Here is a 22,811-nt window from a genome sequence, read left to right on the forward strand (position 1 = left end):
TCAGCGACCCCCGGGGTCGGCGATGGCGGCTCGCATTATCTGGCCGCCGATGCGTGCGGCCTCGGCGCTGCCGCCGCTGCCGGCCTGCTCCAGCACCACACACACCGCGGAGACCGGGTTGCCGTCCTTGTCCAGGGCGAAGCCGATGAACCAACCGTGGTCGGGGCGGTCCGGGGCGGACTGGGCGGTGCCGGTCTTGCCACCGACGGTGTAGCCGTTGATGGCTGCCTTCCGGCCGGTGCCGTTCTGCACCACGCTGACCATCATCTCGCGCAGGTCGGTCGCTACCTGGCCGCTTACCGGCTGGCGCAGCTCCCGGGGCTTGGCGGTGTAGTAGCTGGTGGTCCGGTCCGGAGCGAGCAACTGCCGGACCAGGTACGGCCGCATCTGGCTGCCGTTGTTGGCGACCGCGCTGGCGATCAGGGCGCCTTCCAGCGGGGTCATCCGGACGTTGTTCTGCCCGATCGAGGACTGGGCGAGCGCGGCCGGGTCGGTGCTGCCGTCGGGGTTCTGCATGTCCCCGGTCCGGCTGGCCGCCGTGGGCAGGCCGCCCTCGCCGAGGTGACCCACTGTGAGGTCTTCCTGCTCGAACCCGAACTGCCGCGCCTTCTCCTTCACGGTGTCGGCGCCGAGGCGCACCCCGAGCTGGGCGAAGCCGGTGTTGCAGGATTCGGTGACCGCGTCCATCAGGGTGACCTGCGACTCGGGGCAGATCGACGGAGCGGCGTTGCGGATCTGGCTGCCGGAGGTGGGCGGCGTGTAGCTCGACCCGGCCGGGATCTGGGTGGTCTTGGTGACGCCGTTCTCCAGGGCTGCGGCGGCGATCACGATCTTGAAGGTGGAGCCCGGCGGCAGTGTCTCGCCGAGCGCGCGGTTCTTCAGCGGACCCTCCGGGTCCTGCTCCAGCTTGTTGAACGCCGCGGTCGCCTCATTGGTGTTGTGGCTGACCAGCGGGTTCGGGTCGAAGCTTGGCATGGAGACCAACGCCTGTACGGCCCCGGTACGCGGGTCGATGGCGATCGCCGCGCCCTTCTTCGCCCCCACCTGGTTGTTGCGCAGCTGGTCGTACGCCACGTCCTGCGCCCGCTTGGAGAGCGTGAGCAGGACGTTGCCACCACCGGTCTCGTCACCGGTGAACAGGTCCTTGAACCGGTCACCGATCAACTGGTCGCTGGTGCCGGCCAGGAAGTCGTTCTCCACCTGCTCGATGCCCTTGTCGGCCAGGTTGACAGGCTTGTAGCCGAGCACGTGGGCGTACTTGGCGCCGCCCGGGTAGGAGCGCTGGAACTTCAGCTTGCCGGTGGTCTCCTTGCTGGTGGCCAACGCGGTGCCGCCGGCCTCGATGTTGCCGCGCTTGCGCTTGTAGTCGGCAACCTGGACCCGACCGTTGTAGTCGCTGGTGCGGTATTCGTCGGCCTTGTAGGCCTGGATCCAGTTGAGGTTCGCGAAGAGCAGGCCGAACAGGACAATGACGACGACGCCGACGCGGCGCAGGGGTGCGTTCACGGCTTGATCACCTCCGTGGGAGCACCGTGCAACTGCTCGGGCGGGCCACCCGTCGGTCGGGGCGCCTTGCCACCGCCACCGGTCACCGGACGGCGTGCGCCGTCGGAGACCCGCAGCAGCACCGCGATGAGCAGCCAGTTGGCCATCAGCGACGAGCCACCGGCGGACAGGAACGGGGTGGTCTGACCGGTGAGCGGGATGAGCTTGCTGATGCCGCCGACGATCACGAAGACCTGGAGGCCCAGGGTGAACGCGAGACCGCCGGCGAGCAGCTTGCCGAACGAGTCACGCACCGCGAGCGCGGCGCGCAGGCCACGCTCCACGATCAGCAGGTAGACCACGAGCAGCGCGGAGAGGCCGAAGAGGCCGATCTCCTCACCGATGCCGGCGAAGATGAAGTCGTTCTGCACCTCGGGCAGGATGTCCGGCTGGCCGCCGCCCGGCCCGGCGCCGAACAGCCCGCCCGTACCGAGGGCGAGCAGGCCCTGGACGAGCTGGTAGCCCTTGCCGTGCGGATCGGCGAACGGGTCCAGCCAGATCTCGGCGCGTACGTAGAAGTTGGCGAACGGCCCACCGACCGTCGAGCCGAGCACGTAGGCGAGGTAGGCGCCGCCGAAGAAGAGGATCAGACCGATCAGCAGCCAACTGACCCGTTCGGTGGCGATGTAGAGCGTCACCACGAACATGCCGAAGTAGAGCAGCGAGGTGCCGAGGTCCTTTTCGAAGACCAGCACCAGGACACTGATCAGCCAGACCACCACCACCGGGCCGAGGTCGCGCCCACGCGGGAAGTCGATGCCGAGAAAACGCCGGCTGGCCAGCGACAACACCTCGCGCTTGCGCACCAGGTAGTAGGCGAAGAAGACGAGCAGCGCCAGCTTGGCGAACTCGCCCGGCTGGATGGAGAAACCACCGACCCGGATCCACAGCTTGGCGCCGTTGATCTCGGAGATGCTGCTGGGCAGCACCGCCGGGAGCATCACGAGCACGATGCCGGCAAGCCCAAGCGTGTACGCGTACCGGGAGATCGAACGGTGGTCCCGCATGATGGCCAGCAGGGCGGCGGCGAGGATCACCGAGGCCAGCGTCCAGGCCAACTGCCGGCCGCCGATACCGGCGAAGGTGGCCAGGCCCTCCCGGTCGGCCGGTGCGGCCTCGCCCAGGTCGATCCGGCGCAGAAAGCCCACCCCGAGGCCGTTGAGCAGGGCCACCGCCGGCAGCAGTGCCGGGTCGGCGTACGGGGCGAGGAACCGGATCACCAAGTGCAGGCCGAGGAAGACCGCGCCGACCGCCGCGGCGGGCATCCAGAAGTCCGGGGTGACCGTGTCCAGCAGGTTCGCCTCGACGGTCGCCATGTACGCGGCCACGATCACCATTGCCAGCAGCAGCAGTGAGAGTTCGGCGTTGCGGCGCGACCGGGCCAGGCGTACGCCGGAATCCCCGCCCGTGGTGGCGGGCGAGGGTGCCGGTGTGGCCGCTACGGTCACGGGTGGGGTCCTTGGGATCTCAGCCGACGCTCACTCAGGAGACCGGCAGCCGGCCGGGTCGAGCCCCGGCGCTGTCGAGTCGGAGGGCGTGGCGTCGGATGGGGAGGTCAGATCGGTGGCCGCGATGGTCGGGCTTGCGCTGACGACCCCGTTGGGGGTCGCCGGCGCCCCGGCGCTGGGGCTGCCGTTCGGCTCCGGGGTGGTCCCGGGAAGGGCAGTTGTCGGCGAGGGCGACGTCGTGCCGCCCACCGCCGTCGGGTCGGGCGGGCAGATCGGCTTCAGGTTCGGGTTGGTCGGGGTGTCGCTCGTCAGCTCGGCGAGCTGACGCTCGGCGTCCGGCTCGCTCTTGGCCCGGATGCCCACCTTGACGGTGTCCTGAGCGGCGACGGTGAGGTCGTCCAACCGGGTGCCGCTTGTGCGGTGCACGGTGGAGAGGTCCATCCCGGCGATCTGCCCCTGGATGCCCCGGAAGACAGCGACCTGCCCTTCCTCGGTGGCACCCACGTAGTACTGGCGTTGGGTGTACGTCCAGCCGGCGAAGAGACCGCCGCCGATGATCACCAGGATGGCGAGCGCCATGGCGGTGGCCCGAACCGGCCGGTGCCTACGCTGCTCCGGCTCGTCGTCCGAGGACGCCGGCTCCTCCGGCACAGCTGGGCGCGGCGCGGAGAGCGCCGAGGCCCGGGCGGCAGGGGTCGAGTTGTCGGCGGAGGTGGCCATGCCCCGGTCCCGGGCGGCAGCGCCGCCGACGATCGGGGTCGCCTCGACGATGTCGTGGTCGGTGGCGTCGGCGATGATCACCGTGATGTTGTCGGGGCCGCCGCCGCGCAGGGCGAGCTGAACCAGACGCTCGACGCACTGCTGCGGGTCGGTGTACTCCCGCAGGGACTCACCGATCGTCTCGGCGCTGACCACACCCGACAGGCCATCGCTGCAGATCAGGTAACGGTCACCGGGCAGCACCTGACGCACCGAATATTCGGGGTCGATGTCCCGGCCGTCCAAGGCGCGGGTCAGCAGCGACCGCTGCGGGTGGCTGCTCGCCTCCTCGGCGCTGATCCGGCCCTCGTCGACGAGCATCTGGACGTACGTGTCGTCCTTGGTGATCTGGGAGAACTCACCGTTGCGCAGCAGATAGGCCCGCGAGTCGCCGATGTGGACCATCCCCAGCTTGCTGCCGGAGAAGAGGGTCGCCGTCAGCGTGGTGCCCATCCCCTCCAACTGCGGGTTGGCGTCCACCGTGTCGCGGAGCTGTTGGTTGGCGGTGCCCACGGCCGAACGCAACGCATCGACGAGGGCGTCCCCTGGGACGTCCTCGTCGAGCGGCGCCATGGCACCGATGACGATGTTGCTGGCGACGTCACCGGCGGCCATACCGCCCATGCCGTCGGCAACGGCGAGTAGCCGCGGCCCGGCGTAGACGGAGTCTTGATTGCCGTCACGGATCAGACCGCGGTCGCTGTGGGCCGCATAGCGCAGGGTCAGAGTCATGGCCGTAATTCGAGGGAAGTGCGGCCGATCCGGATCGGCACGCCGAGGGGGACGGGGGTTGGTCCGGTGACCTTAGCGCGATCGAGGTATGTCCCGTTAGTCGAGCCAAGGTCCTCGACGAACCACTGCCCCTCGCGCGGCACGAGCCGGGCATGCCGCGCGGAGGCGTAGTCGTCGGTGATGACCAGCGTGGAATCCTCGGCCCGACCGATCGTGATCTGCGCTTCGCCGAGGGTGATCCGGGTGCCGGCCAGTTGACCTGCGGTCACCACCAGTTGATGGGCCGCCCGACCCCGCTTCACCTTTGCTGGTTTGGCCGCCTGCTGCCCCGTCGAGGCACCGACCGCTCGTGGTGCCGCCACCAGGCGACCGGACCGGGCTCCCGCGAAGAGGTCCCGACGGATCACACCGACCACCGTGAATACGAAGATCCACAGGAGGATCAGGAAACCGAACCGGGCGACGGTGATGACCAGTGCCGGCAAGGCGGCTCAGCCGTCCACGCGGAAGGTCAGCGTCGTGGTGCCGAGCTGGACCATGTCACCGGGGTTCAGTGCGACGGCGGAGACCCGCTGCCCGTTGACCATGGTGCCGTTCGTGGAACCCAGGTCGGTAAGCACGACCTGGCCGCCGTCGAAATCCAGCCGGGCGTGTCGCCGGGAGATGCCGACGTCGGGCAGGCGCAGGTTCGCCTGGTCACCGCGACCGATCACCGTCGACCCCATCTGGAGGGGGTACGTACGGCCGTCGCCGGAGACCAGCCGCACGTTGCGGCCACCACCGTGCCCGGGCGGCGGACCGTAGCCCCCGCCCTGGTCGTACGCGGGATAGGCGGGCGGGCCGGCGTCGTAGCCGGGCGCCGACACCGGGGCGACCTCGCCGCCGGTGTAGACCTCGGCGGTGACCCGGAACATTCCCGTGTCCAGCCCCTCGCCCCGCTCGATCTCGACGATCACGTCGCCGTAGACCGTCCAGGCCTGCTCGCCGATGAACTCCGCCTGCGACTGGGCCAGTTCCTGGGCCAGCGCGGCGGCATACGGTGCGAGCCGACTGTGGTCGAACGGCGAGAGATCGATCACGTAGCGGTTGGGCACCAGCGTCCGCCCACCGGCCAGGATCGCCTTGTGCGCCTCAGCCTCCCGCTGCATGGCATTGAGGATCTCCACGGGGTGGACCACCCCTTTGAAGACCTTGGCGAAGGCCCCTTCGACCAGGCCTTCCAGACGCTTCTCGAAGCGTTGCAGCACGCTCACCGGCTCCTCCTCGGGTCCCGAGGACATGATGGTATCCGGCCGGCGCGCGCGCAGCTCACACGCCGCTCGGCCCGCCTGTTACCGGCCTGTTCGGAAGGGCCGGGAATGCCGTGCTACTCTTTCGTCCGCCACGAACGGTAACCGGTCGTGGCGAGCACCCGGAACAGCCTAGTATCTCCGGGGTCCTGTTGGAGACAGCAGGCTCAGGGCGGCTAGAGTGGTCCGGGTTGTGCCACGGGGATGTGGCGGAATGGCAGACGCGCACGGTTCAGGTCCGTGTGCCCGAAAGGGCGTGGGGGTTCAACTCCCCCCATCCCCACCAGAGACGAGGGCTCCGCGGAATGCGGGGCCCTTCCGTCGTATCGGGGCGTGCCGGACATCACGCTATGCTCCGATGGATTCTGCCTCCGATGGACCAGGAGTGGCGTGTGACTGTCGCGTTGGTGACCGGCTCGGGTGGTCTGATCGGCTCCGAGGCGGTCCGGCACTTCGCCGGTCTCGGCCTGGACGTCGTCGGCATCGACAACGACATGCGCCGGTACTTCTTCGGCGAGGACGGCTCCACCTCGTGGAGCCTGGAGCGGCTGAGCCGGGACCTGGGTGACTCGTACACCCACTTCGCCGTGGACATCCGGGACCGCGACGGCCTCGAGCAGGTCTTCAAGAAGTACGGCCCGGACATCGCCGTGGTGATCCACAGCGCGGCGCAGCCGAGTCACGACTGGGCGGCCAAGGAGCCGTACACGGACTTCGACGTGAACGCCGGCGGCACGCTCAACATGCTGGAGAACACCCGGCGGCATGCGATCGACGCGCCGTTCATCCACTGCTCGACGAACAAGGTCTACGGCGACCGGCCCAACAGCCTTCCGCTTGTCGAGCTGGACACCCGGTACGAGTTGCCCGAGGACCACCGCTGGTACGAGGGCATCACCGAGGACATGTCGATCGACCACTCGTTGCACTCGGTCTTCGGCGCCTCGAAGGTCGCCGCGGACGTGATGGTTCAGGAGTACGGCCGCTACTTCGACATGAAGACCGCCTGTTTCCGGGGCGGCACGCTCACCGGCCCGGCGCACTCGGCAGCCGAACTGCACGGGTTCCTGGCGTACCTGATGCGCTGCGTCATGGAGGGCCGGACGTACAACCTGTTCGGCTACAAGGGCAAGATGGTCCGCGACGCGATCCACTCGCACGACGTGTTGACAGCGTTCGAGGCGTTCTTCCGGGCGCCCCGCTCGGCCGAGGTCTACAACCTGGGCGGCGGCCGGCACTCCAACACGTCCCACATCGAGGCGTTCCGCATCGCCGAGGAGATCACCGGCCGCGAGGCGCGGATCAACTACGTCGAGCAGGCCCGCACCGGCGACCACCAGTGGTACGTCAGCAGCATGGGACGCTTCGAGGAGCACTACCCGGACTGGAAGATCACGTACGACGTGCCGATGATCCTGCGGGAGATCTACGAGGCCAACGTGGACAAGTGGGTGCCGCAGTCATGACCGCACAGACCAAGCGCAACGTGCTCGGCGTCCTGGTCGACGCCACCGACTACACCTCGGCCACCGACGCGGTGGTGACCGCGGCGCACGAGCGGCGCCCGTTCGCGCTCACCGCGCTGGCCGTGCACGGCGTGATGACCGGCGTGCTGGACCCGCCGCACAACGCGCGGCTCAACTCCTTCGACATGGTCACCCCGGATGGGCAGCCGGTGCGCTGGGCGCTCAACCTGCTGCACAACGCCGGGCTCACCGACCGGGTCTACGGGCCGACGCTCACCCTGCACGTGCTCTCCCGCTTCGCCGACGAGGGACTGCCGGTCTACCTGTACGGCTCGACCGAGGAGACGCTTGCCAAGCTGATCCCCGCGTTGGAGCGGATGTTCCCGGCGCTGAAGATCGCCGGCGTGGAGCCGTCGAAGTTCCGTGCCGTCCAGCCGGGCGAGGACGCCGAGATCGCCGACCGCATCCGGTCCAGCGGTGCCCGGCTCGTCCTGGTCGGGCTCGGCTGCCCGCGCCAGGAGGTCTTCGCGTACGCCATGCGTCCGCTGCTCGACATGCCGCTGATGGCGGTCGGCGCGGCCTTCGACTACCACGCAGGGCTGCTGCGCCAGCCTCCGCCGTGGATGCAGCGTGCCGGCCTGGAGTGGTTCTGGCGGCTCGGTCTGGAGCCGAAGCGCCTCTGGAAGCGTTACGTGATCCTCAACCCCGCCTACCTGGCCCGGCTCGCCGGGCAGAAGACCGGCCTGTGGAAGGCCCGCCCGCCGGCCCCGGCCACCGAGCGACCGGCGACCTTCGCGGTCTGACGGCTTCCCGATTTCGCGTACGGCGCGAGGCCCCACCCGAGCGGGTGGGGCCTCGTGTCGTGCGGGGACCGGTCAGACGGTCAGGGTCCAGCTGTTGATGTAGCCGGTGTCGGCCGAGTACACGTCACGAACCTGGAGCCGCCACGTGCCGTCGGCGGCCTCGCTGGACAGGTTGACCGTGTACGTGGCGATCACGTTGTCGGCGCTGTCCGAGCCCGAGTTCTTCAACCGGTACGAGCTACCGTCCGGGGCGAGCAGGTCGATGACCAGGTCACCGCGGTACGTGTGCACGATGTTCACCGCCACAGTGGAGGCCGACGAGGCGCTACGGCCGCACCCGGAGATGGTGATCGTGCTGGTGACGGCCGACCCGGCGTCCGGGATCGTCACGTCGGTGGCGTTGGTGCCGGTGCAGCCGGTGGGCGGGGGCGGAGTGGTGCCGCCGCTGCCGACGTAGAGCAGCAGGTTCGGCGAGCCGCTGCCGGGACTGGTGACCACGTTGGGGGTGGCGTTGGCGACCAGTTGGTCCCGGACCTGCTGCGGCGTCCAGCTCGGGTTGGCGCTGGCCACCAGGGCAGCCGCGCCCACGACGTGCGGCGTGGCCATCGAGGTGCCGCTGATCGTGTTCGTCGCGGTGTTGCTTGTGTGCCAGGCCGACGTGATCGACGACCCGGGCGCGAAGATGTCCAGGCAGGTGCCGATGTTGGAGAACGACGAACGCGCGTCGGTGTTCGTCGTCGAGCCCACGGTGATGGCCTCGGCGGTGCGGGCCGGCGAGGTGTTGCAGGCGTTCGCGCCGCTGTCGTTGCCTGCCGCGAGGCCGTACGTCACACCCGACGCGATCGAGTTGCGAACCGCGGTGTCCAGGGAGCTGTTAGCGCCACCGCCGAGGCTCATGTTCGCCACGGCCGGCTTGATCGCGTTCTGGGTGACCCAGTCGACGCCGGCGATCACACCGGCGTTGGTGCCACTGCCGGAGCAGTTCAGCACCCGTACGCCGACGAGTTGAACGCCCTTCGCGACGCCGTACGCGGAACCGCCGACGGTGCCGGCGACGTGCGTGCCGTGCCCGTTGCAGTCGTCGGCCGCTCCGCCGTCGACAGCGTCGAAGCCGGAGGTGGCCCGGCCGCCGAAGTCGCTGTGGGCGAAGCGGATGCCGGTGTCGATGATGTAGGCGTGCACGTTGCTCGCCGTGTTCGGGTAGGTGTAGGAGCTGTCCAGCGGCCGGTTGCGCTGATCGATCCGGTCGAGACCCCAGGAGGGCGGGTTGGCCTGCGTTCCGGAGATCGACACGGTGTGGTTCTGCTCGACGTACGCCACATCCGGGTCGGCGGCGATCCGGGCCGCCGCCTTCGCGCTGACGGTGACCTCGAAGCCACGCAGCGCCGTACCGTAGGTGCGGGCGATCGACCCTCCGTGCCTGCCGGTCAGCCGCTTCGCGGCGTCGCCGACCCGGCTGCGGGTGACGGCGCTGTCCTTGAGGACGACGATGTAGCTGTCCTGCACGGCGGTGGCTCCGCCGGCCTCCCGGACCACGCCGACGGGCTCGGCGGCCAGGGCGGGGGTACCGACGGCCAGCACTGTCGCCGTCGCCACCCCGACCAGTACGGACCTGCGTGGAAGACCCATTTCCCTACCTCCCTCCGACCGGCGGCGAAACGCGGCCGCCGATCAACTCGATCGACACTTGCCGATCTAGCCGAGGGTAGATCGGCACGGTCGGCCAAAGAAACATGTCGAAACGTCCATCACCTTGATGGGATGACCCCCTACGGGGCGGGCTTCCGGGGCGAACCGGGGACCGGCCCGGATTCGCCGAGCGTCGAATCGGGAAAGACTCTCCGACATGGAAAGTCAGCTCGCCATCCTGTTGCCGGTAGCCGCCGTCTGGCTGGCCGCCGGGGTCCTGGCCGACCGACTGCCCCGGCTGCGCGACGCGAGCGCTCTGCGACGGCGTACCGGATTGTTGCTGGCACTGGCACTGACCGGCGTGACGCTCGTCGCGGCGGTGGCCGTCGGCGGGCTGTTCAGCGCCGGCACCGCGCCTGTCGACCGGGCCGCCGCCGCCCTCGCCCTCGCCACCGGGCCGGCGCTCGTGGTGGCAATCTGCTCCCTGCGGCGGATCCGCCGCCTCCGGGCCGGGGCCGGGGCGTTCGATACGGCACCCGGCACGCCCGCCCCGCACGGGCTGCGCGCCGCCGCAGCGCACCCGCTCGTCGGGTTGCCGTTGCAGGTGACCGCCCTTGCGACAATGCCCGCGGTGATCGCGGCGGCCGGCGCGGACCTCGGCGCGGAGCCCGGCGTCGCCGGGCCGGCGATCACCGTCGGCGCACTCGCGGTGGCCGCCATCGGCGTCCGGCACGCGCTCCGGCACAACCGGCTCGCCGAGCGGACCCAGCAGACCGCGCCACGCTCAGCGCGGGCGACCGGACCCCTGCACGTATAGCAACTCCAGGATCGCCCGGGTCGCCTCGAACCAGCGGTCCAGCCAACCCGGCGGCGGCACGCTGCCCTTCGGGGGCAACTCCATAAGCAGGCCACGCAGCAGCGGGTGGTCGGCCAGCGACGCGGTGGGCTCCACCGGCCAGCCGGTCGGCGGGAACGACGGCTCGACAAGCGGGTTCGGGTCCAGCGAGGGCAGCGAGAGCGGCGCATCGCCCGCCTCGGAGTCCGTCGACTCCCGGCCGCTCAACTCCTGCTCGGTCGAGACCACCTCGGTCAGTACGGTGTCCCGACGTGCCCCGCGGTACTTGCCACCGAACCGCTCCGGCTTGCCCGGACCGTTGGTGAGGTTGTCTGAACCGATCGTCGTCATCCGTCTCGCCTACCTCGTTCGGGTGCGGTCGGTGCGGCGGGTCGTGATCCAGCCGCCGTACCGACCGGTTCAACGAGGCGGACCCGCTGTGGCGACGGGAATCCCGGCGGAACCTCGCCCGCACCTGTCGATCCGGCGGCCGGACAGCCCGCAACCGGGGACGCGGAAGGTCCCCGCCCGGCCGGGGCCGGACGGGGACCTCAGCTGACCTCCGGGTCAGGACGCGCTCAACACACCACCCCTGGCGCCGGCGACGAAGGCGTGCCAGTCACCGGGAGCGAAGACCAGAGCCGGACCGGCCTTGTCCTTCGAGTCCCGAACTCCGACAGCCCCGGTCACGTACGCCACCTCCACGCAGTTGTCACAGTTCGGCCCGCTCTTCGAGCTCTTGAACCACGTTGCCTGCGTCAGGTCCACGGGGAACCCCTTGGTCGCCATCTCGGCTCCTCTGCCAGTTTTGCGATGTGTGCGACGGACTCCTCCGGACGAATGGCCGCAGCACGGATGTGATCGAAGATGAAGCTGTACTTCTGCAGTTCGTCGCTCTTCTCGAGGAAGAGCCCACCCGTGGCGTTCTCCGCGTACACCACATCCGGATCACCGGGCTCGGGGAAGCTGAGGATCGTGAAGGTCCCGTCCATGCCTGCGTGCGCTCCCACCTCGAAGGGCAGGATCTGTAGCGTCACGTTCGGCAACTCGGCCACTTCGACCAACCGCCTGAGCTGGCCACGCATCACCTCGTCCCCGCCCACCGGCCTGCTTACCACCGCCTCATCGAGCACCACCCACAGATCGACCGGATCGTCCTGGGTCAATAACGACTGGCGGCCGAGACGGACACGCACCCGCTGGTGCACCTGGTCGGCGGTGAAGTCCGGGCGGGCGGCGCGGATCATGGCACCGGCGTACTCCTCGGTCTCCAGCAGACCGGGGACCACCTGCTGCTCGTACGCCCGGATCGAACTCGCGGCGGCCTCCAGCCCGACGTACGCCCCGACGAGCACCGTGCTGTACGGGTGCCACCACCCCTTCTGGCGTGCCTCCCGGGCGATCTGCACGAGTTCGTCGCTCTCGGCGCCCACCACGCCGTAGATCCGCAGCATGTCCCGCACGTCGCGCGGCGTGGCAGTGGTGTGCCCGGTCTCGATCCGGGAGACCTTGGACGCCGAGCACTCCAACTGCTCGGCAACGACCTCGATGGTGATGCCTGCCGACTCCCGCTGCCGGCGCAACTCCGCACCGAGCCTCCGCCGCCTGATGGTCGGGCTGCGCCGCTCACTCATCGCGCGACCTCTGCGTCCGAGGCTTCCGCTGGTTGCTCGACCCCACTCGGGCTACCTCCGGTCGACGCGCCACTGGCTGCCGCCCGCCGGAGGCGCGACCGTCGACCGGCGGGCGTTCGCGGCGAGGGGTGTGGTGCCCGGCATCGGACGGCCGCGACGGCGAAACCGGCCCCTAGTGTGACGCCAGCACGCGTACGCCTTCAAGCAGCGATTTGCGTGTCGGACTCACGTATTGGCAAAAGTCGACGTGCAACTTGCATGAAGCACGTCACTGATGCACTCTGTCCGTATGGCACGGATCACTCAGCGTTCCGATCCGCTCTCCGGGTGTGGTGACCCGGGGCGTTGCTCGGGGCACGGGCCCGGCCAGCGACACACAGATCTGCCCCGGGGGTAAAGACCCCACCGCTGCAAGCCAGCCGGCTGTGGCGGTGGGCGCGGTTCCCGGAGGCGGTCAGGTGATGGTCGGGTGGCGGCACGCCACCAGCGGGTACGGCCCGACCACCGCCACCTCGCTCCACCGGCCCACGAGGCGCGACCCCGTCACCGGGCCATGACGTCCCCGAAAGTCACCGCCGGCGCCTCGCCGGCCGACCCTCCCAGGAGCCCATGTGCTTCCCCGCTCCGGTGACGTACTGCATGTGACTCGCGCAGCGAGTGTCCAGTTCCTCAGGCCCATCATGTTCCGGGTGATCAGGGTGCTGGAGTGGCCGACCTACGACGGCTGGCTCTGGCTCGACGGCTACGAACTCAACACCGCTGGCGACGCTGTCAACCGACGGTCGATCTTCGTCCAGCGGGAAGGGCTGCACCAGGTGCAGGCCGCACCGCAGCCCCGCCCGCACACCGTACGGGCCCGGCGGTCGGTCGCCCGTACCCCGGTTGCAGTTGGCTGACCAGCCCGATCCGCCGCCGGTGGGCGTGCCGTCGCCATAGAATTGGTACGCCCACCCCGGCACCGTTCCACCGCACGTCCAGGACCCTGAGCCTGGGATGGTTCATGGTCAATCAGCCCGCCATGCGGCGGCACCACCGCTCCCGTATCACCATTGCTCTCGGACTTCTCGCCCTGCTCGGGGCCGTGACCATCCTCGTGGTCCTGGCCCGCGACCCGGCGCTGTCGTCCACACGTCTGGTCACTCCGGTGCCGGCTCCCGAGATCACCGTGGTGGACTCCGACCCGGCTGACGACGCCGGCTGGATCGGCGCCGAGCCACCGGAGGGACAGCCCGAAACGACCGGCCCGGCCGCCGGCGTCGGTGCCGGCGGTCAGTCCGACAGCCAGCAGGAAACCACCGACGCGGCTCCGGCCCGGCACAACGCGACGGACGTCCGCCGCTCACTGTTCTGGTCCGGCCTCTTCGGCCTCACCATCTCGCTGGCCGGGCTCGGTCTGGTCGGCACCCGCCGCCGGATGTGGTGAGCGCCGGTCACGGCGTGCTCGTCGGGCTCGGGCTGGCTGAGCCGGTGCCCGTCGACGGCCGGCCCTGCGAGATCACCAGCAGCACCTCCTCGTCGGTCGACACGGACGTGCCCGCCTCCGGCTCGGTGTTCACCACAGTCCCCGGCGGCAACTCCGACGCCCGGTACACCACCCGGTAGGCCAGGCCGAGCCGGTCCAGCAGCCCTTCGGCAGTGGCCTGGGTCAGGCCGGTCAGCGGCGGCACCGGCACCTGCTCCGGCGGGGCGCTCGTCGGTGGGCTGCTCGGCGTCGCGCTTGTGGGCGCCGCCGAGGTGGGCGCGGCGCTGGTCGGCGCTGCCGAGGTGGCACTTGCCGACGGCAGCGACGGAGTCGGCCCGGGATTGTCGGGGTCGTCGTCCCGCGCGTCGAGCAGGACCCACACCGCCGCGCCGAGCAGGCCGGCGAGAAGCAGGGCGAGCACACCCCAGAGGATCGGCAGCCACCAGCGCCGGCCGCCCTGCTCTTCGACGTACCAGTCTCCGGTGGGTTCTGCCGGTCGGGGCGCATGCACCTCGGCGCGCCCGGACCACGGCGGCGTCGCCGACCGCTCGACAGGCATCCGCGCCGTCCGGTCGTCCGGCGGCCCCGCCCTGTCGATCGGCATCGTCTCGTCCGGCGACCCGGAACGCCCGGCGGCCGAGGTCCTGTCGATCGGCATGGTCTGGTCCGGCGACGCGTCGGGCTCCGGGGGCGGTAGGGCGTGCGTCCGGTCGTCGTCGGGCTCCCCGGTGGGCGGCTCCTGGCGGTCGTCGCTCATCGCACGTCCTTTCCCGAACCGGGCGGGCGGCACGGCCCTCGACCGCCAACCTAACCGCCCAGGTCGACCTGGGCCGGGATCAGCGACGCGAACCGCGTGCCGCAGGACGGTCGGCCGCACTCGCCCGACCGAGCGGTACGCCGGTGGACCGGCCGGGTCAGGGGGTGGGTTTCGTCGTCGGCTGGTCCGGCGCTGCAGCCCCGCACCAGATGCTCACCTCGTCGTTCCAGCGGGCCGGGCCGTCCTCGGCCGGGTCCTGCCGGCTGACCTCTCCGCTGCGCCCACTGCGGTAGCGCGGGTAGAGGCCCGCGTCGACCAGGTCGTCGGCCGCCTCGGCACACTCGTCGCCGACCACGTCGGGCACCTCGGCTGCCGGTGCCGGCCCGGTCACCTGAAGTTGCACGGTTGTGCCCCGGGTCACCTGGGTGCCCACTGCCGGCGAGGTGCTCTCGACGGTGCGGCCGCTGCCGGTGCCGAAGACGAGTCTCCAGCCCAGCCGCTGCTTGCGCAGCGTCTCGCGCGCCTGCTCGAAGTCGGTGCCGATCACCGGTGGCACGGTCAGTCCCGTCCCCTTGGTGGTGGCGGACGTCCGGGGTGCGGCGGGAGTGGTCCGGCCGGTGGCCGGTCGCGACGCGGTGGCCCGGTCCGTCGGCGTGGCGGTCGGGCTCGCCGCCGCCTGACGATCAGCCTGGGACGCGTCGCCCTCGCCGGCCAGCAGCCAACCGCCTGTCGCACCGACAGCCACGAGGAGTACGGCGACAAGCCCGCCGCCGAGCAGCACGCTGGCCCGGCCACCACCGCCGCCGCCCCGGCTTCCGGTGGAATCCTGCCGACCCGTGTCCGCGTCCGTCATACCGCCCACCGCCTCATCACCGGCGACCGTACCGTCTGCCGCCCAACCGTTGTGCCGACAGTACAAACCGGCGGGTCGCTGCGACTCGCCGCGTCGACGACGGGACGTTACGCTGCCCGGCATGGCCAGACGGGGCTGGGGAGTATCGATAGTGACCGCGGTCGGGGTCGCTGCCGGCGCGGGCGCGGCGCAGTTGGGCTTCGGCTACGGACTGGGCGTCATCACCTGGACACCCACCGACGCCGGAGCCAACGACACGGCGTGGGCGGACGGTCTCGCCTGGGCAAGTTGGCTCGCCGCCAGCTCGACGGTGCTCGGTGCGGTCTGCGCGCAGCGGCTGCACCACCGCTCCGAGCCCGCGCCGGCGACAAGCGTCGAGCCGACCCCCACTGCCGAGCCTGACCGTGCGGAGTCGACGGCGGTCGAGGTGGGCCGGACGACACCGGTCGAGGGCACCGACAAGGCCCAGGACCCACCGAGCACGAGGGCAGGCCGGTCGAAGCGGGAGTCCGCCCCGCGGCCCGGCGAACGGGACGGCCTGCTCCGCAGCCTGGCCTTGGCGCTGGCCGCCGGGCTGGGTGGGCTGGTCACCGTTCTACTGGTCGCCGTGCCGGCCCGGGTCGCGGTTGGCGCCGACACCAGCGTGCCGCAGCGGGTGGCCGCCCTGCACGCGACGCTGGGCATCCTGATCGGCGTCCTCGTCGCCCTGTGGGCGCTGCGCTCGCGTACCGCAGCCCTGAACGTCACCGCCACGGCCGCCTGGCTCTGGCTGCTCGCGGTGGTCTCGGTGGTCGACGGGGTACGCGTCGGACGCGGGCTGACCGGCGCCCAACTCGGCACCTGGCAGCTGGATCCGGACCACGCGCGGTACTGGATCGGAGGGCAGCTCTACTGGCCCGGCGCGCTGCTGGCGCTCGTTCCCGCGCTGTTGATCGGTGCGCTCGCCGCCCGCCGTGCCGCACGTGAAGGTGGGCATCGGGTCGGCGCGGCGGCCTCCGGCGCGGCCGGCCCGCTGCTCGTGGCGCTCGCCTACCTGACCACGGTGCCGCGCTGGGCGACGCTGGGCCCGGCGCAGTTCTCCACGCAGCTCATCGCCCCCTACGCGGTGATCGCCGGCATCGGCGGTTCGGTGCTGGTCGCCGTCCTCGCCGAGCGCGCCGACCGGCGTCGGGCCGCCAGCCGGGAGACGACCGCAGCGGAACCGGTGGACCCGGCAGCCGATGCCGGCCCGCCCCCGGCCAGCGGCACGGCTGCGGGTGCCGACGCTCGATCGACGTCGACCGTCGGGACGCTTCCGGTCGAGCCGTCGGGTGGGGTCCCCGCCGCGCACGACACCACCGCCTCCACCTCGCCGACGAGTCGGGCGACGCGATCCCGGAGTCGGGACAGCGCAGTGCCCCGGCCACGCGACGCCGAGGCATCCCCGACCAGGGGCAGCGCGGTTCCTCCGCGCCGCGAGGACGTACCCAAGGTGCCGGCGCCGCGCACGGACCCGGACCTTTCCGATCCGGCCGACGCCACCGGCGGCGAGCCGGCCGAGAGCCCCGCCCCGAGTGGCCGGCGTCGCCGGCCGACCCGCCCCGGCACCGACTGACCCGGCCAGCGGTGGGCGGCCTTCTCCTGGTGCGCGTGCACGACGACCGGACGGGGGTCGGGTCAGTCGACAGGCCAGGTGTGGACCGGCTCGTTGCTGCGCTGGAGTTCGGCGTAGCGCTGGACCATGTGGTGCAGCGCCGCTGTCCGGTCCATCCCCCGGCGTCGCTCCGCCGCCCAGACCGCCTCGGTCTGCCACACGGCACCGTTGCGGCCGGTCCGGCAGCGCTGCTCGATGATGCCGAGCAGCCGGTCCCGCAGCGCCGGGTCGACACCGAACCCGTCCAGGCCGGTGGCCGCGGTGGGCAGCAACTGGTCCAGCACCAGCTTGGTGACAGGTACGTCGCCGAGGCGGGGCCAGTGCAGCACCGCGTCCAGGCCGCGCCGGGCCGCCGCGTGGAAGTTCTCCTCGGCGGAGCTGAACGTGAGCTGACTCCAGATCGGCCGGTCCGACTCGGCCAGGCCGCGGGCCAGCCCGAAGTAGAAGGCCGCGTTGGCCAACATGTCGACAATCGTCGGGCCGGCCGGCAGCACCCGGTTCTCCACCCGCAGGTGTGGGCGGCCGTTCATGATGTCGTAGATCGGGCGGTTCCACCGGTAGACAGTGCCGTTGTGCAGCCGCAGCTCACCCAGCTCGGGCACCCCACCTGCGTGCAGCACCTCCACCGGGTCCTCGTCCTCACAGATCGGCAGCAGTGGCGGGAAGTAGCGGACGTTCTCCTCGAAGAGGTCGAAGATCGAGGTGATCCACCGCTCGCCGAACCACACCCGGGGACGTACGCCCTGTGCCTTCAGCTCGTCCGGACGGGTGTCGGTTGCCTGTTTGAACAGGGCGATCCGGGTTTCGGCCCAAAGCTGGCGGCCGTACAGGAACGGCGAGTTGGCGCCGACTGCCACCTGCACCCCGGCGATGGCCTGGGACGCGTTCCAGTAGTCGGCGAAGCTGTCCGGCGCGACCTGGAGGTGGAACTGGAGACTGGTGCAGGCCGCCTCGGGGGCGATCGAGTCGGTGTGCGTCTGCAACTGCTCGACGCCACGGATGTCGAGCTCGATGGCCTCACCCCGGGCACCGACGATCTGGTCGTTGAGCACCCGGTAGCGCTCGTTTGTGGACAGGTTGTCCTCCACCAGGTGGCCCTCGGTGAGAGTGGGCAGGATGCCGACCAGGACGATCTTCGCGTCGGACTTGGCGGCCCTTTCGTCGGCTCGGGAGAGGCTGCTGCGCAGGTCGTGTTCGTAGTCGGCGAAGCCGTTGCCCTCGATCAGCCGGGGTTCGGCGTTGAGTTCCAGGTTGAACTGCCCCAGCTCGGTCTGGAAGAGCGGATCGGCGATGTCGGCGAGGATCTCCTCGTTACGCATCGCCGGCTCGGCCGCCGAGTCGACCAGGTTGAGCTCGATCTCCAGGCCGGTCATCGGCCGGTCGGCGTCGAACCCGAAGTCGTCGAGCATCAGGGCGAAGACGTCCAGACATCGCCGGACCTTCTGCCGGTAGCGGACGCGGTCCTCCCGGGTGAAGGCGCCCTGCGAGACGTCCCTGCCCATTGTGTCCTCCCGACGCCGGCGCGGTCGGGATCCTGCCGTCCCGGAAAGCGCATTGTGAACCACCACGTTAGGAGCGCTCGCCTGGCCAGGGCCAGGGGCCTACGGCGGTGATCCGACGCCGACCGGAGCGAGCACGCTCGTGGAGCCCTCTGTACCCCGCCGACGACCTGTTCCACCTGCTGACGATGCGAACAGTTCGTGACAATTCACACGAACCTGAGACGACGCCGGGCCCACGCCGACGTACGGCGTGGGCCCGGCGTACCGGTGATCGGAGGGGATCAGGCCTGGCGGATGGCCTCGCCCTCGATCTCGATCTTGATCTTCCTGCCGACCAGCACGCCGCCGGTCTCCAGGGCGACGTTCCAGGTCAGGCCGAACTCCTCGCGGTCGATCTCGGTGCTCGCGGAGAAGCCGAAGATGTCCTGCCCGAACGGGCTGCGGCCGACGCCCTCGAACTCCACCTCAAGCTCGACCGGACGCGTGACGTCCTTGATGGTCAACTCACCGTTGAGGACGAACTCGTTGCCACGGCGGGACTTGACGCCGGTGCTGCGGAACTCCAGGGTCGGGTACTTCTCGACCTCCAGGAACTCGGGGCTGCGCAGGTGCGCGTCCCGGTCGGCCTGGGTGGTGTCGATGCTGGCACCCTGGATGGTAGCGACGACCGAGGACTGCAACGGGTCCTCGGCGACGGTGATGGTGGCGGTTGCCTCGTTGAACTCACCGCGGACCTTGCTCACCATCATGTGCCGGACGACGAAGCCGACCCGCTTGTGCGCCGCGTCCAGCACGTAGGTGCCGGGCGCCGGGATGGTAAGGCCGTCCCAGTCGCGGGTAACCGCATCGGTGCTGCTGGTCATGCTGGAGCCTCCAGGAAGAATTCGTTCAGTAGCCTAATGGCTGCTTGAGCAACTATATCTCTAACAATATTCCCCCTGTCAAGAACTGGTAGGATGAGCGAGTGACAAACGTGTTCGACGATCCTCGGATCACCGCCGTCGGCCTGCTCTACGAGGCGCATGCTGGGCTGTCGGCCCGGTTCTCCGCCCAACTGGAAGAGCACGGCCTGTCCGCTGTCGAGTTCGAGGTGATCACCCGACTGGCCCGCTCGCCGGGCAACCAACTACGGATGACCGACCTGGCCGCCCAGACCTCCCTGTCCACGAGCGGGGTGACCCGGGTGGTGGACCGGATGGAACGCGACGGGTTGCTCACCCGCCGTGCCTGCCCCAACGACCGCCGCAGCTCGTACGCGGTGGTCACCGCGGCCGGCATGCAGCGGCTCGACGAGACGATGCCCGGGCACCTGCTGATCATCGAGCAGTGGTTCACGGGTCAACTCGACCCCGACGCCCTGGCGGCACTGCTCGACGGCCTGCGCCGGGTACGGGACGCCGTACATCCCGGTGCCACCGCCGGCAGTGACGACGTCACGCCGGGGCACGAGCTTGTCGACATCGAGGAGCCCGACGCAACAGCCTGACCCGCCAGCCACTCCCGCCCAGTGAACCGCGCGGGAGTGGCGCCGACACCACCGGCAGAAAGACCGGCAGAACTGGCTTTACCACCGGACAAACCTCGTGAAGAGCATCTTTACGCCCAGGTGACGGTGGCAGGCTGACAGACACCGGGGATTCACCGGGGGGTGACGGCGCGGGCGGACAGCGAGGGGTAGCACCAAGGGGGCTTTTCGCCCGCGCCACTCCCGCCCGACGCGTCCCGCCGGTTATTGACCCGACGGCCCACTCCGGCCGGCCGTCAGCGCGTAGAGCAAGCCCGACTCCTGCGGCAACAACCGGATGCCGCTCTCCGCACAGACCCGGTCGAGACGATCGAGAACGGCCGGGTCCGCCGTACTCGCGGCAAGTCCCACCAGCGCCTCCACGACGTCCCGCCGATCGTGACCGGCCTCGACTGCGGCGGCGAACCACTCGGCCGCCAACTCCCGGTCACCCCGATGCAGGGCCAGATTGCCCTCGATCAACGCGCAGATGCCCGCCTCCGGCCCACCCCACGACAGCACTGCGTCCTCCGAACGTGGTCGCGGCGGCCCGGCCCGCTGCCCCCACCGTCGACCAGGTGCGGCAAGCATCGCCTCGGAGACCCCGGTACGCAGCTCGGCGAGCACCTCGGCCGCCTCAACGGCACGCCCGTCCTGAGCGAGCGCCAGCCCGACAGTCCCCAGCACACGACGACGCTGGCCCGGGTCACCCAACTCGAACAGCGCCGCCACCGCCCGCCGACCCTGGTCCACGGCATCCGCGTACCGACCCTCGAGGCGGGCGACCTCGGCCCGGTTGGCCCAGGCCAGCACCCGCAACCGTGGCTCACCGCCCTCGGCCGCGAGCCGGACCACAGCGGCCAGCCGACGGTGCGCCGCAGCCAGATCACCGATGCGGATCTCATGCCAGGCAAGGCTGTTCTGCGCCACCGCCATGTCCCGGGTACGCCCGTTGCGCGCGGCCAGCCGGAGCAGCGATTCCGCCTGCTCGCGGGCCTCGTCGTGCGCGCCGACGCTGGTCAGCAGCGCGCCCAGCACACTGCGTGCCTCCAGCTCGCCGGTCACGTCGCCCGCCTGCCGGAACAGGTCCAGAGCGGTCCGCGCCGTGGGCAACTCGTCGGCCTCCGCGCCATGCTCGGCAGCCAGCCGCGCCACCCCGAGACTCGCCCAACCGCGCAGGATCGGGTCCGCGTCGACAGTCCGCGGGTCGGCCAGCAGACGCCGCAGCCACTGCCGGCCGGCCACGTCTCGCCCCCGGAACCGCCACCAGCGGGTCAGGCAGGCCGCCAGTCGCAGCGCGGTCAGCGGATCGTCGGTGGCCGCGTGCGTCAGCGCCGAGCTGATGTCGCTTGCCGCCTCGTCCAGCCGGTGCACCGCGTCGAGCAGCCGGGGGCCGGCCAGGTCCCCGGCGGTGCGTGCCACCAGGCGGGCGATCACCTCCGCGTGCCGGCGCCGGAGGCAGGCCAACTCGCCAGCGCCGACCGCCTGCTCGACAGCGAACTCACGGACGGCGTCGAGCAGGCGAAACCGGAACGGGCCGATGCCCCGTACGCTCAACAGGCCGAGCTCGGCGAGCCGGTCCAGCAAAGGAACCGGGTCGATCGCCACAGTTCCTTCCTTGTCGGCCGCGTCGGCAAGCATCTCCTCGGCCAGCTCCACCGACCACCGGTTGCCGAACATGGCGAGCCGCCGCAACGCGTCCCGCTCATCGGGCGCGAGCAGCCGGTAACTGCTCGCCACGGCATCCCGCAGGGTGACCGCCACAGGCGTGCGGGTGGCATCGGTGCCGTACGCGCGGTTGGTGGTCGACTCGGGGGCGTCCCAAGCTGGGTGGGCAGCCGGATCGGCGGGGGTGGTCAGGTCGAGCACCCGGTCGCCGTACCGGTCGAGAAGCTCGGTGAGGTCGAGCAGCCGGCCCCGGGCGGCCATCAGCTCGATGGCAAGCGGCAGTCCACCCAGTCGGCGAACCAGCGCGGCCAACGCCGGCAACTCCTCGGGTGTGGGCGGCTCCCGGCGGACCTGGGCGAGCCGGGCGATGAACAACGCGACAGCAGGCCAGGAACCGAGCGTGGCCGGGCCGGAGTGTTGGGCGTCAGGCGGTGGCACCTCGAGCGGGGCCACCGGCCAGACCCGTTCGCCGGGCAGACCGACAGGGTGTCTCCCGGTGACGAGCACCCGCAGCGACGGCACCACTGTGGTCAGCCGGTGCAGCGTCTCGGCGACCGGGCCGGGGGCTCGCTCCACCGCGTCCATCACAAGCAGTGCCGGCCGGCCGGACAATCGGGCGGCAAGCTCCGGCAGTCGGGCCTCGCCCAGCACTGTCATCGTGCCGGCGAGCACGTCCGGCCCGTCCGAACCCTCCCCGACCAGCACACCGGCGACGCCGGCCGGGTACGCGCGGGCTGCCGCGTGGGCCACGGCCAGGGCGAGCGCGGTCTTGCCGACGCCCGCGAGCCCGACCAGGCTCACCAGTCGGGGGCCGCGCTCGGCGATGAGCATCTCGGCCACTTCACTGACGTCGCGGTCGCGGCCGATCAGGGCGACCGGAGGCGGGAGGGCTGCCGGTGCGGCGGACCGGACGGGTTCTCCTGTCGCTTCCGTGTCGCCGTCCGGCTGCGGAGGTTCACCAGCAGCGGCGCCCCGGGCCGCGCTCAGGAATGCCGCCCGGGTGGCTCCGGTCAGCTCCAACGCTGCGGCGAGCAGCTCGACTGTGGTGCGCTGCGGCCGGACCGACCGACCGCGTTCCAGGTCGCGTACCGTCCGCACGCCCACCCCGGCTCGGGATGCCAGCTCCGCCTGGGTCAGTTCGGCAGCACGCCGGTGCGTGCGGAGCAGCTCCGGCAGCCGGGTACGACCAGCCGGGCTCCGCGACCAGTCCGGATCCGGAGTCATGGGCACGAAGAGTACGGTTCGACGCCGACTGATGGCAGTCGACCGTCTGGCTCCCGACGCCCGCTCGC

Annotated in this window: 21 protein-coding genes and 1 tRNA gene; 8 read left to right on the top strand and 14 right to left on the bottom strand. The window is 70.8% G+C overall.

All coding sequences use genetic code 11. The features are described 5' to 3' along the window. The 5 genes from ACPXB1_RS07125 to ACPXB1_RS07145 are packed head-to-tail and all read right to left on the bottom strand — an operon-like array spanning nucleotide 1 to nucleotide 5,764. Nucleotides 1–1,506 carry a peptidoglycan D,D-transpeptidase FtsI family protein gene (locus ACPXB1_RS07125; protein ID WP_355587628.1) on the bottom strand — a complete coding sequence of 502 codons (1,506 nt, stop codon included), beginning with the start codon at nucleotides 1,504–1,506 and terminating at the stop codon, nucleotides 1–3. After that, entirely contained in the window at nucleotides 1,503–2,993 is a 1,491-nt protein-coding gene (locus ACPXB1_RS07130; RefSeq protein WP_355587625.1) for an FtsW/RodA/SpoVE family cell cycle protein, read from the bottom strand. The genes ACPXB1_RS07125 and ACPXB1_RS07130 overlap by 4 nt, the downstream gene beginning before the upstream one ends. A 30-nt stretch (nucleotides 2,994–3,023) precedes the next feature. Further along, nucleotides 3,024–4,484 (bottom strand): protein phosphatase 2C domain-containing protein, encoded by a 1,461-nt coding sequence (locus ACPXB1_RS07135; protein ID WP_355587622.1) that lies wholly within the window; start codon nucleotides 4,482–4,484, stop codon nucleotides 3,024–3,026. After that, on the bottom strand, nucleotides 4,481–4,969 hold the full coding sequence (locus ACPXB1_RS07140; protein ID WP_355587620.1) for an FHA domain-containing protein FhaB/FipA: 489 nt from the start codon (nucleotides 4,967–4,969) through the stop codon (nucleotides 4,481–4,483). Before ACPXB1_RS07140 ends, ACPXB1_RS07135 begins: the two co-directional genes overlap by 4 nt. Before the next feature lie 6 nt (nucleotides 4,970–4,975). Further along, entirely contained in the window at nucleotides 4,976–5,764 is a 789-nt protein-coding gene (locus tag ACPXB1_RS07145) for an FhaA domain-containing protein (RefSeq protein ID WP_007454122.1), read from the bottom strand. A gap of 209 nt (nucleotides 5,765–5,973) precedes the next feature. On the opposite strand from ACPXB1_RS07145, the gene ACPXB1_RS07150 reads away from it, so the two are divergent. The 3 genes from ACPXB1_RS07150 (at nucleotide 5,974) to ACPXB1_RS07160 (ending at nucleotide 8,042) form a co-directional block, all read left to right on the top strand. Further along, nucleotides 5,974–6,059, top strand: a tRNA-Leu gene (locus ACPXB1_RS07150). Between the two features lie 64 nt (nucleotides 6,060–6,123). Beyond that, on the top strand, nucleotides 6,124–7,239 hold the full coding sequence (locus ACPXB1_RS07155; RefSeq protein ID WP_355587617.1) for an NAD-dependent epimerase/dehydratase family protein: 1,116 nt from the start codon (nucleotides 6,124–6,126) through the stop codon (nucleotides 7,237–7,239). Continuing rightward, complete coding sequence (locus ACPXB1_RS07160; RefSeq protein WP_355587614.1) at nucleotides 7,236–8,042, top strand: WecB/TagA/CpsF family glycosyltransferase; 807 nt, start codon at nucleotides 7,236–7,238, stop codon at nucleotides 8,040–8,042. Before ACPXB1_RS07155 ends, ACPXB1_RS07160 begins: the two co-directional genes overlap by 4 nt. A gap of 72 nt (nucleotides 8,043–8,114) precedes the next feature. Here ACPXB1_RS07160 and ACPXB1_RS07165 read toward each other — a convergent pair whose 3' ends face one another. After that, on the bottom strand, nucleotides 8,115–9,671 hold the full coding sequence (locus ACPXB1_RS07165) for a S8 family peptidase (RefSeq protein ID WP_355628562.1): 1,557 nt from the start codon (nucleotides 9,669–9,671) through the stop codon (nucleotides 8,115–8,117). A gap of 217 nt (nucleotides 9,672–9,888) precedes the next feature. On the opposite strand from ACPXB1_RS07165, the gene ACPXB1_RS07170 reads away from it, so the two are divergent. Next, nucleotides 9,889–10,488, top strand: coding sequence for a hypothetical protein (locus ACPXB1_RS07170; RefSeq protein ID WP_355587610.1), 600 nt, complete (start codon nucleotides 9,889–9,891; stop codon nucleotides 10,486–10,488). Here the strand turns inward: ACPXB1_RS07170 and ACPXB1_RS07175 are convergent. The 3 genes from ACPXB1_RS07175 to ACPXB1_RS07185 all read right to left on the bottom strand — a co-directional run bounded on the left by ACPXB1_RS07175 (nucleotide 10,456) and on the right by ACPXB1_RS07185 (nucleotide 12,140). Continuing rightward, nucleotides 10,456–10,857, bottom strand: coding sequence for a hypothetical protein (locus ACPXB1_RS07175; protein WP_355587608.1), 402 nt, complete (start codon nucleotides 10,855–10,857; stop codon nucleotides 10,456–10,458). The two genes, ACPXB1_RS07170 and ACPXB1_RS07175, sit on opposite strands and share 33 nt — an antisense overlap. A gap of 216 nt (nucleotides 10,858–11,073) precedes the next feature. Beyond that, a complete protein-coding gene (locus tag ACPXB1_RS07180; protein ID WP_053651787.1) occupies nucleotides 11,074–11,295 on the bottom strand; it encodes a DUF397 domain-containing protein in 222 nt (73 codons plus the stop codon). After that, entirely contained in the window at nucleotides 11,265–12,140 is an 876-nt protein-coding gene (locus ACPXB1_RS07185) for a helix-turn-helix domain-containing protein (RefSeq protein ID WP_053651784.1), read from the bottom strand. Before ACPXB1_RS07185 ends, ACPXB1_RS07180 begins: the two co-directional genes overlap by 31 nt. Before the next feature lie 611 nt (nucleotides 12,141–12,751). On the opposite strand from ACPXB1_RS07185, the gene ACPXB1_RS07190 reads away from it, so the two are divergent. Both ACPXB1_RS07190 and ACPXB1_RS07195 read left to right on the top strand, forming a co-directional pair. Continuing rightward, nucleotides 12,752–13,036, top strand: coding sequence for a hypothetical protein (locus ACPXB1_RS07190; RefSeq protein ID WP_355587604.1), 285 nt, complete (start codon nucleotides 12,752–12,754; stop codon nucleotides 13,034–13,036). 104 nt (nucleotides 13,037–13,140) lie between these two features. Further along, nucleotides 13,141–13,563, top strand: coding sequence for a hypothetical protein (locus ACPXB1_RS07195; RefSeq protein ID WP_355628565.1), 423 nt, complete (start codon nucleotides 13,141–13,143; stop codon nucleotides 13,561–13,563). A gap of 7 nt (nucleotides 13,564–13,570) precedes the next feature. On the opposite strand, the gene ACPXB1_RS07200 is transcribed toward ACPXB1_RS07195, so the two are convergent. Further along, nucleotides 13,571–14,359, bottom strand: a complete 789-nt coding sequence (locus ACPXB1_RS07200) for a PASTA domain-containing protein (RefSeq protein ID WP_355587600.1) — start codon at nucleotides 14,357–14,359, stop codon at nucleotides 13,571–13,573. Nucleotides 14,360–14,516: 157 nt separating this feature from the next. Continuing rightward, nucleotides 14,517–15,212, bottom strand: coding sequence for a PASTA domain-containing protein (locus tag ACPXB1_RS07205; RefSeq protein ID WP_355587597.1), 696 nt, complete (start codon nucleotides 15,210–15,212; stop codon nucleotides 14,517–14,519). A gap of 121 nt (nucleotides 15,213–15,333) precedes the next feature. Between ACPXB1_RS07205 and ACPXB1_RS07210 the strand changes: the two genes are divergently transcribed. Next, nucleotides 15,334–16,806, top strand: a complete 1,473-nt coding sequence (locus ACPXB1_RS07210) for a hypothetical protein (protein WP_355628567.1) — start codon at nucleotides 15,334–15,336, stop codon at nucleotides 16,804–16,806. Between the two features lie 62 nt (nucleotides 16,807–16,868). On the opposite strand, the gene ACPXB1_RS07215 is transcribed toward ACPXB1_RS07210, so the two are convergent. Together ACPXB1_RS07215 and ACPXB1_RS07220 are read right to left on the bottom strand one after the other, a co-directional pair. Continuing rightward, entirely contained in the window at nucleotides 16,869–18,347 is a 1,479-nt protein-coding gene (locus tag ACPXB1_RS07215) for a glutamate--cysteine ligase (RefSeq protein WP_355587592.1), read from the bottom strand. Between the two features lie 281 nt (nucleotides 18,348–18,628). Beyond that, nucleotides 18,629–19,210, bottom strand: coding sequence for a YceI family protein (locus ACPXB1_RS07220; RefSeq protein WP_355628570.1), 582 nt, complete (start codon nucleotides 19,208–19,210; stop codon nucleotides 18,629–18,631). A 101-nt stretch (nucleotides 19,211–19,311) separates the two neighbouring features. Between ACPXB1_RS07220 and ACPXB1_RS07225 the strand changes: the two genes are divergently transcribed. Beyond that, on the top strand, nucleotides 19,312–19,833 hold the full coding sequence (locus tag ACPXB1_RS07225; RefSeq protein ID WP_355587588.1) for a MarR family winged helix-turn-helix transcriptional regulator: 522 nt from the start codon (nucleotides 19,312–19,314) through the stop codon (nucleotides 19,831–19,833). A 243-nt stretch (nucleotides 19,834–20,076) separates the two neighbouring features. On the opposite strand, the gene ACPXB1_RS07230 is transcribed toward ACPXB1_RS07225, so the two are convergent. Further along, a complete protein-coding gene (locus tag ACPXB1_RS07230) occupies nucleotides 20,077–22,743 on the bottom strand; it encodes an ATP-binding protein (RefSeq protein ID WP_355587585.1) in 2,667 nt (888 codons plus the stop codon). Nucleotides 22,744–22,811 lie beyond the last annotated feature (68 nt).

Origin of the sequence: Micromonospora sp. DT68 (genome assembly GCF_049847245.1) — a bacterium.
Taxonomy (GTDB): Bacteria; Actinomycetota; Actinomycetes; order Mycobacteriales; family Micromonosporaceae; genus Micromonospora; species Micromonospora profundi.

Excerpts from the sequence above, each read along its gene's own strand:
- ACPXB1_RS07215 (WP_355587592.1), bottom strand. The coding sequence starts at position 18,347 with ATGGGCAGGGACGTCTCGCAGGGCGCCTTCACCCGGGAGGACCGCGTC.
- ACPXB1_RS07205 (WP_355587597.1), bottom strand. The coding sequence starts at position 15,212 with ATGACGGACGCGGACACGGGTCGGCAGGATTCCACCGGAAGCCGGGGC.
- ACPXB1_RS07230 (WP_355587585.1), bottom strand. The coding sequence starts at position 22,743 with ATGACTCCGGATCCGGACTGGTCGCGGAGCCCGGCTGGTCGTACCCGG.
- ACPXB1_RS07200 (WP_355587600.1), bottom strand. The coding sequence starts at position 14,359 with ATGAGCGACGACCGCCAGGAGCCGCCCACCGGGGAGCCCGACGACGAC.
- ACPXB1_RS07185 (WP_053651784.1), bottom strand. The coding sequence starts at position 12,140 with ATGAGTGAGCGGCGCAGCCCGACCATCAGGCGGCGGAGGCTCGGTGCG.
- ACPXB1_RS07145 (WP_007454122.1), bottom strand. The coding sequence starts at position 5,764 with ATGTCCTCGGGACCCGAGGAGGAGCCGGTGAGCGTGCTGCAACGCTTC.
- ACPXB1_RS07180 (WP_053651787.1), bottom strand. The coding sequence starts at position 11,295 with ATGGCGACCAAGGGGTTCCCCGTGGACCTGACGCAGGCAACGTGGTTC.
- ACPXB1_RS07170 (WP_355587610.1), top strand. The coding sequence starts at position 9,889 with ATGGAAAGTCAGCTCGCCATCCTGTTGCCGGTAGCCGCCGTCTGGCTG.
- ACPXB1_RS07165 (WP_355628562.1), bottom strand. The coding sequence starts at position 9,671 with ATGGGTCTTCCACGCAGGTCCGTACTGGTCGGGGTGGCGACGGCGACA.
- ACPXB1_RS07135 (WP_355587622.1), bottom strand. The coding sequence starts at position 4,484 with ATGACTCTGACCCTGCGCTATGCGGCCCACAGCGACCGCGGTCTGATC.
- ACPXB1_RS07175 (WP_355587608.1), bottom strand. The coding sequence starts at position 10,857 with ATGACGACGATCGGTTCAGACAACCTCACCAACGGTCCGGGCAAGCCG.
- ACPXB1_RS07210 (WP_355628567.1), top strand. The coding sequence starts at position 15,334 with ATGGCCAGACGGGGCTGGGGAGTATCGATAGTGACCGCGGTCGGGGTC.
- ACPXB1_RS07160 (WP_355587614.1), top strand. The coding sequence starts at position 7,236 with ATGACCGCACAGACCAAGCGCAACGTGCTCGGCGTCCTGGTCGACGCC.
- ACPXB1_RS07195 (WP_355628565.1), top strand. The coding sequence starts at position 13,141 with ATGGTCAATCAGCCCGCCATGCGGCGGCACCACCGCTCCCGTATCACC.
- ACPXB1_RS07220 (WP_355628570.1), bottom strand. The coding sequence starts at position 19,210 with ATGACCAGCAGCACCGATGCGGTTACCCGCGACTGGGACGGCCTTACC.
- ACPXB1_RS07155 (WP_355587617.1), top strand. The coding sequence starts at position 6,124 with ATGCTCCGATGGATTCTGCCTCCGATGGACCAGGAGTGGCGTGTGACT.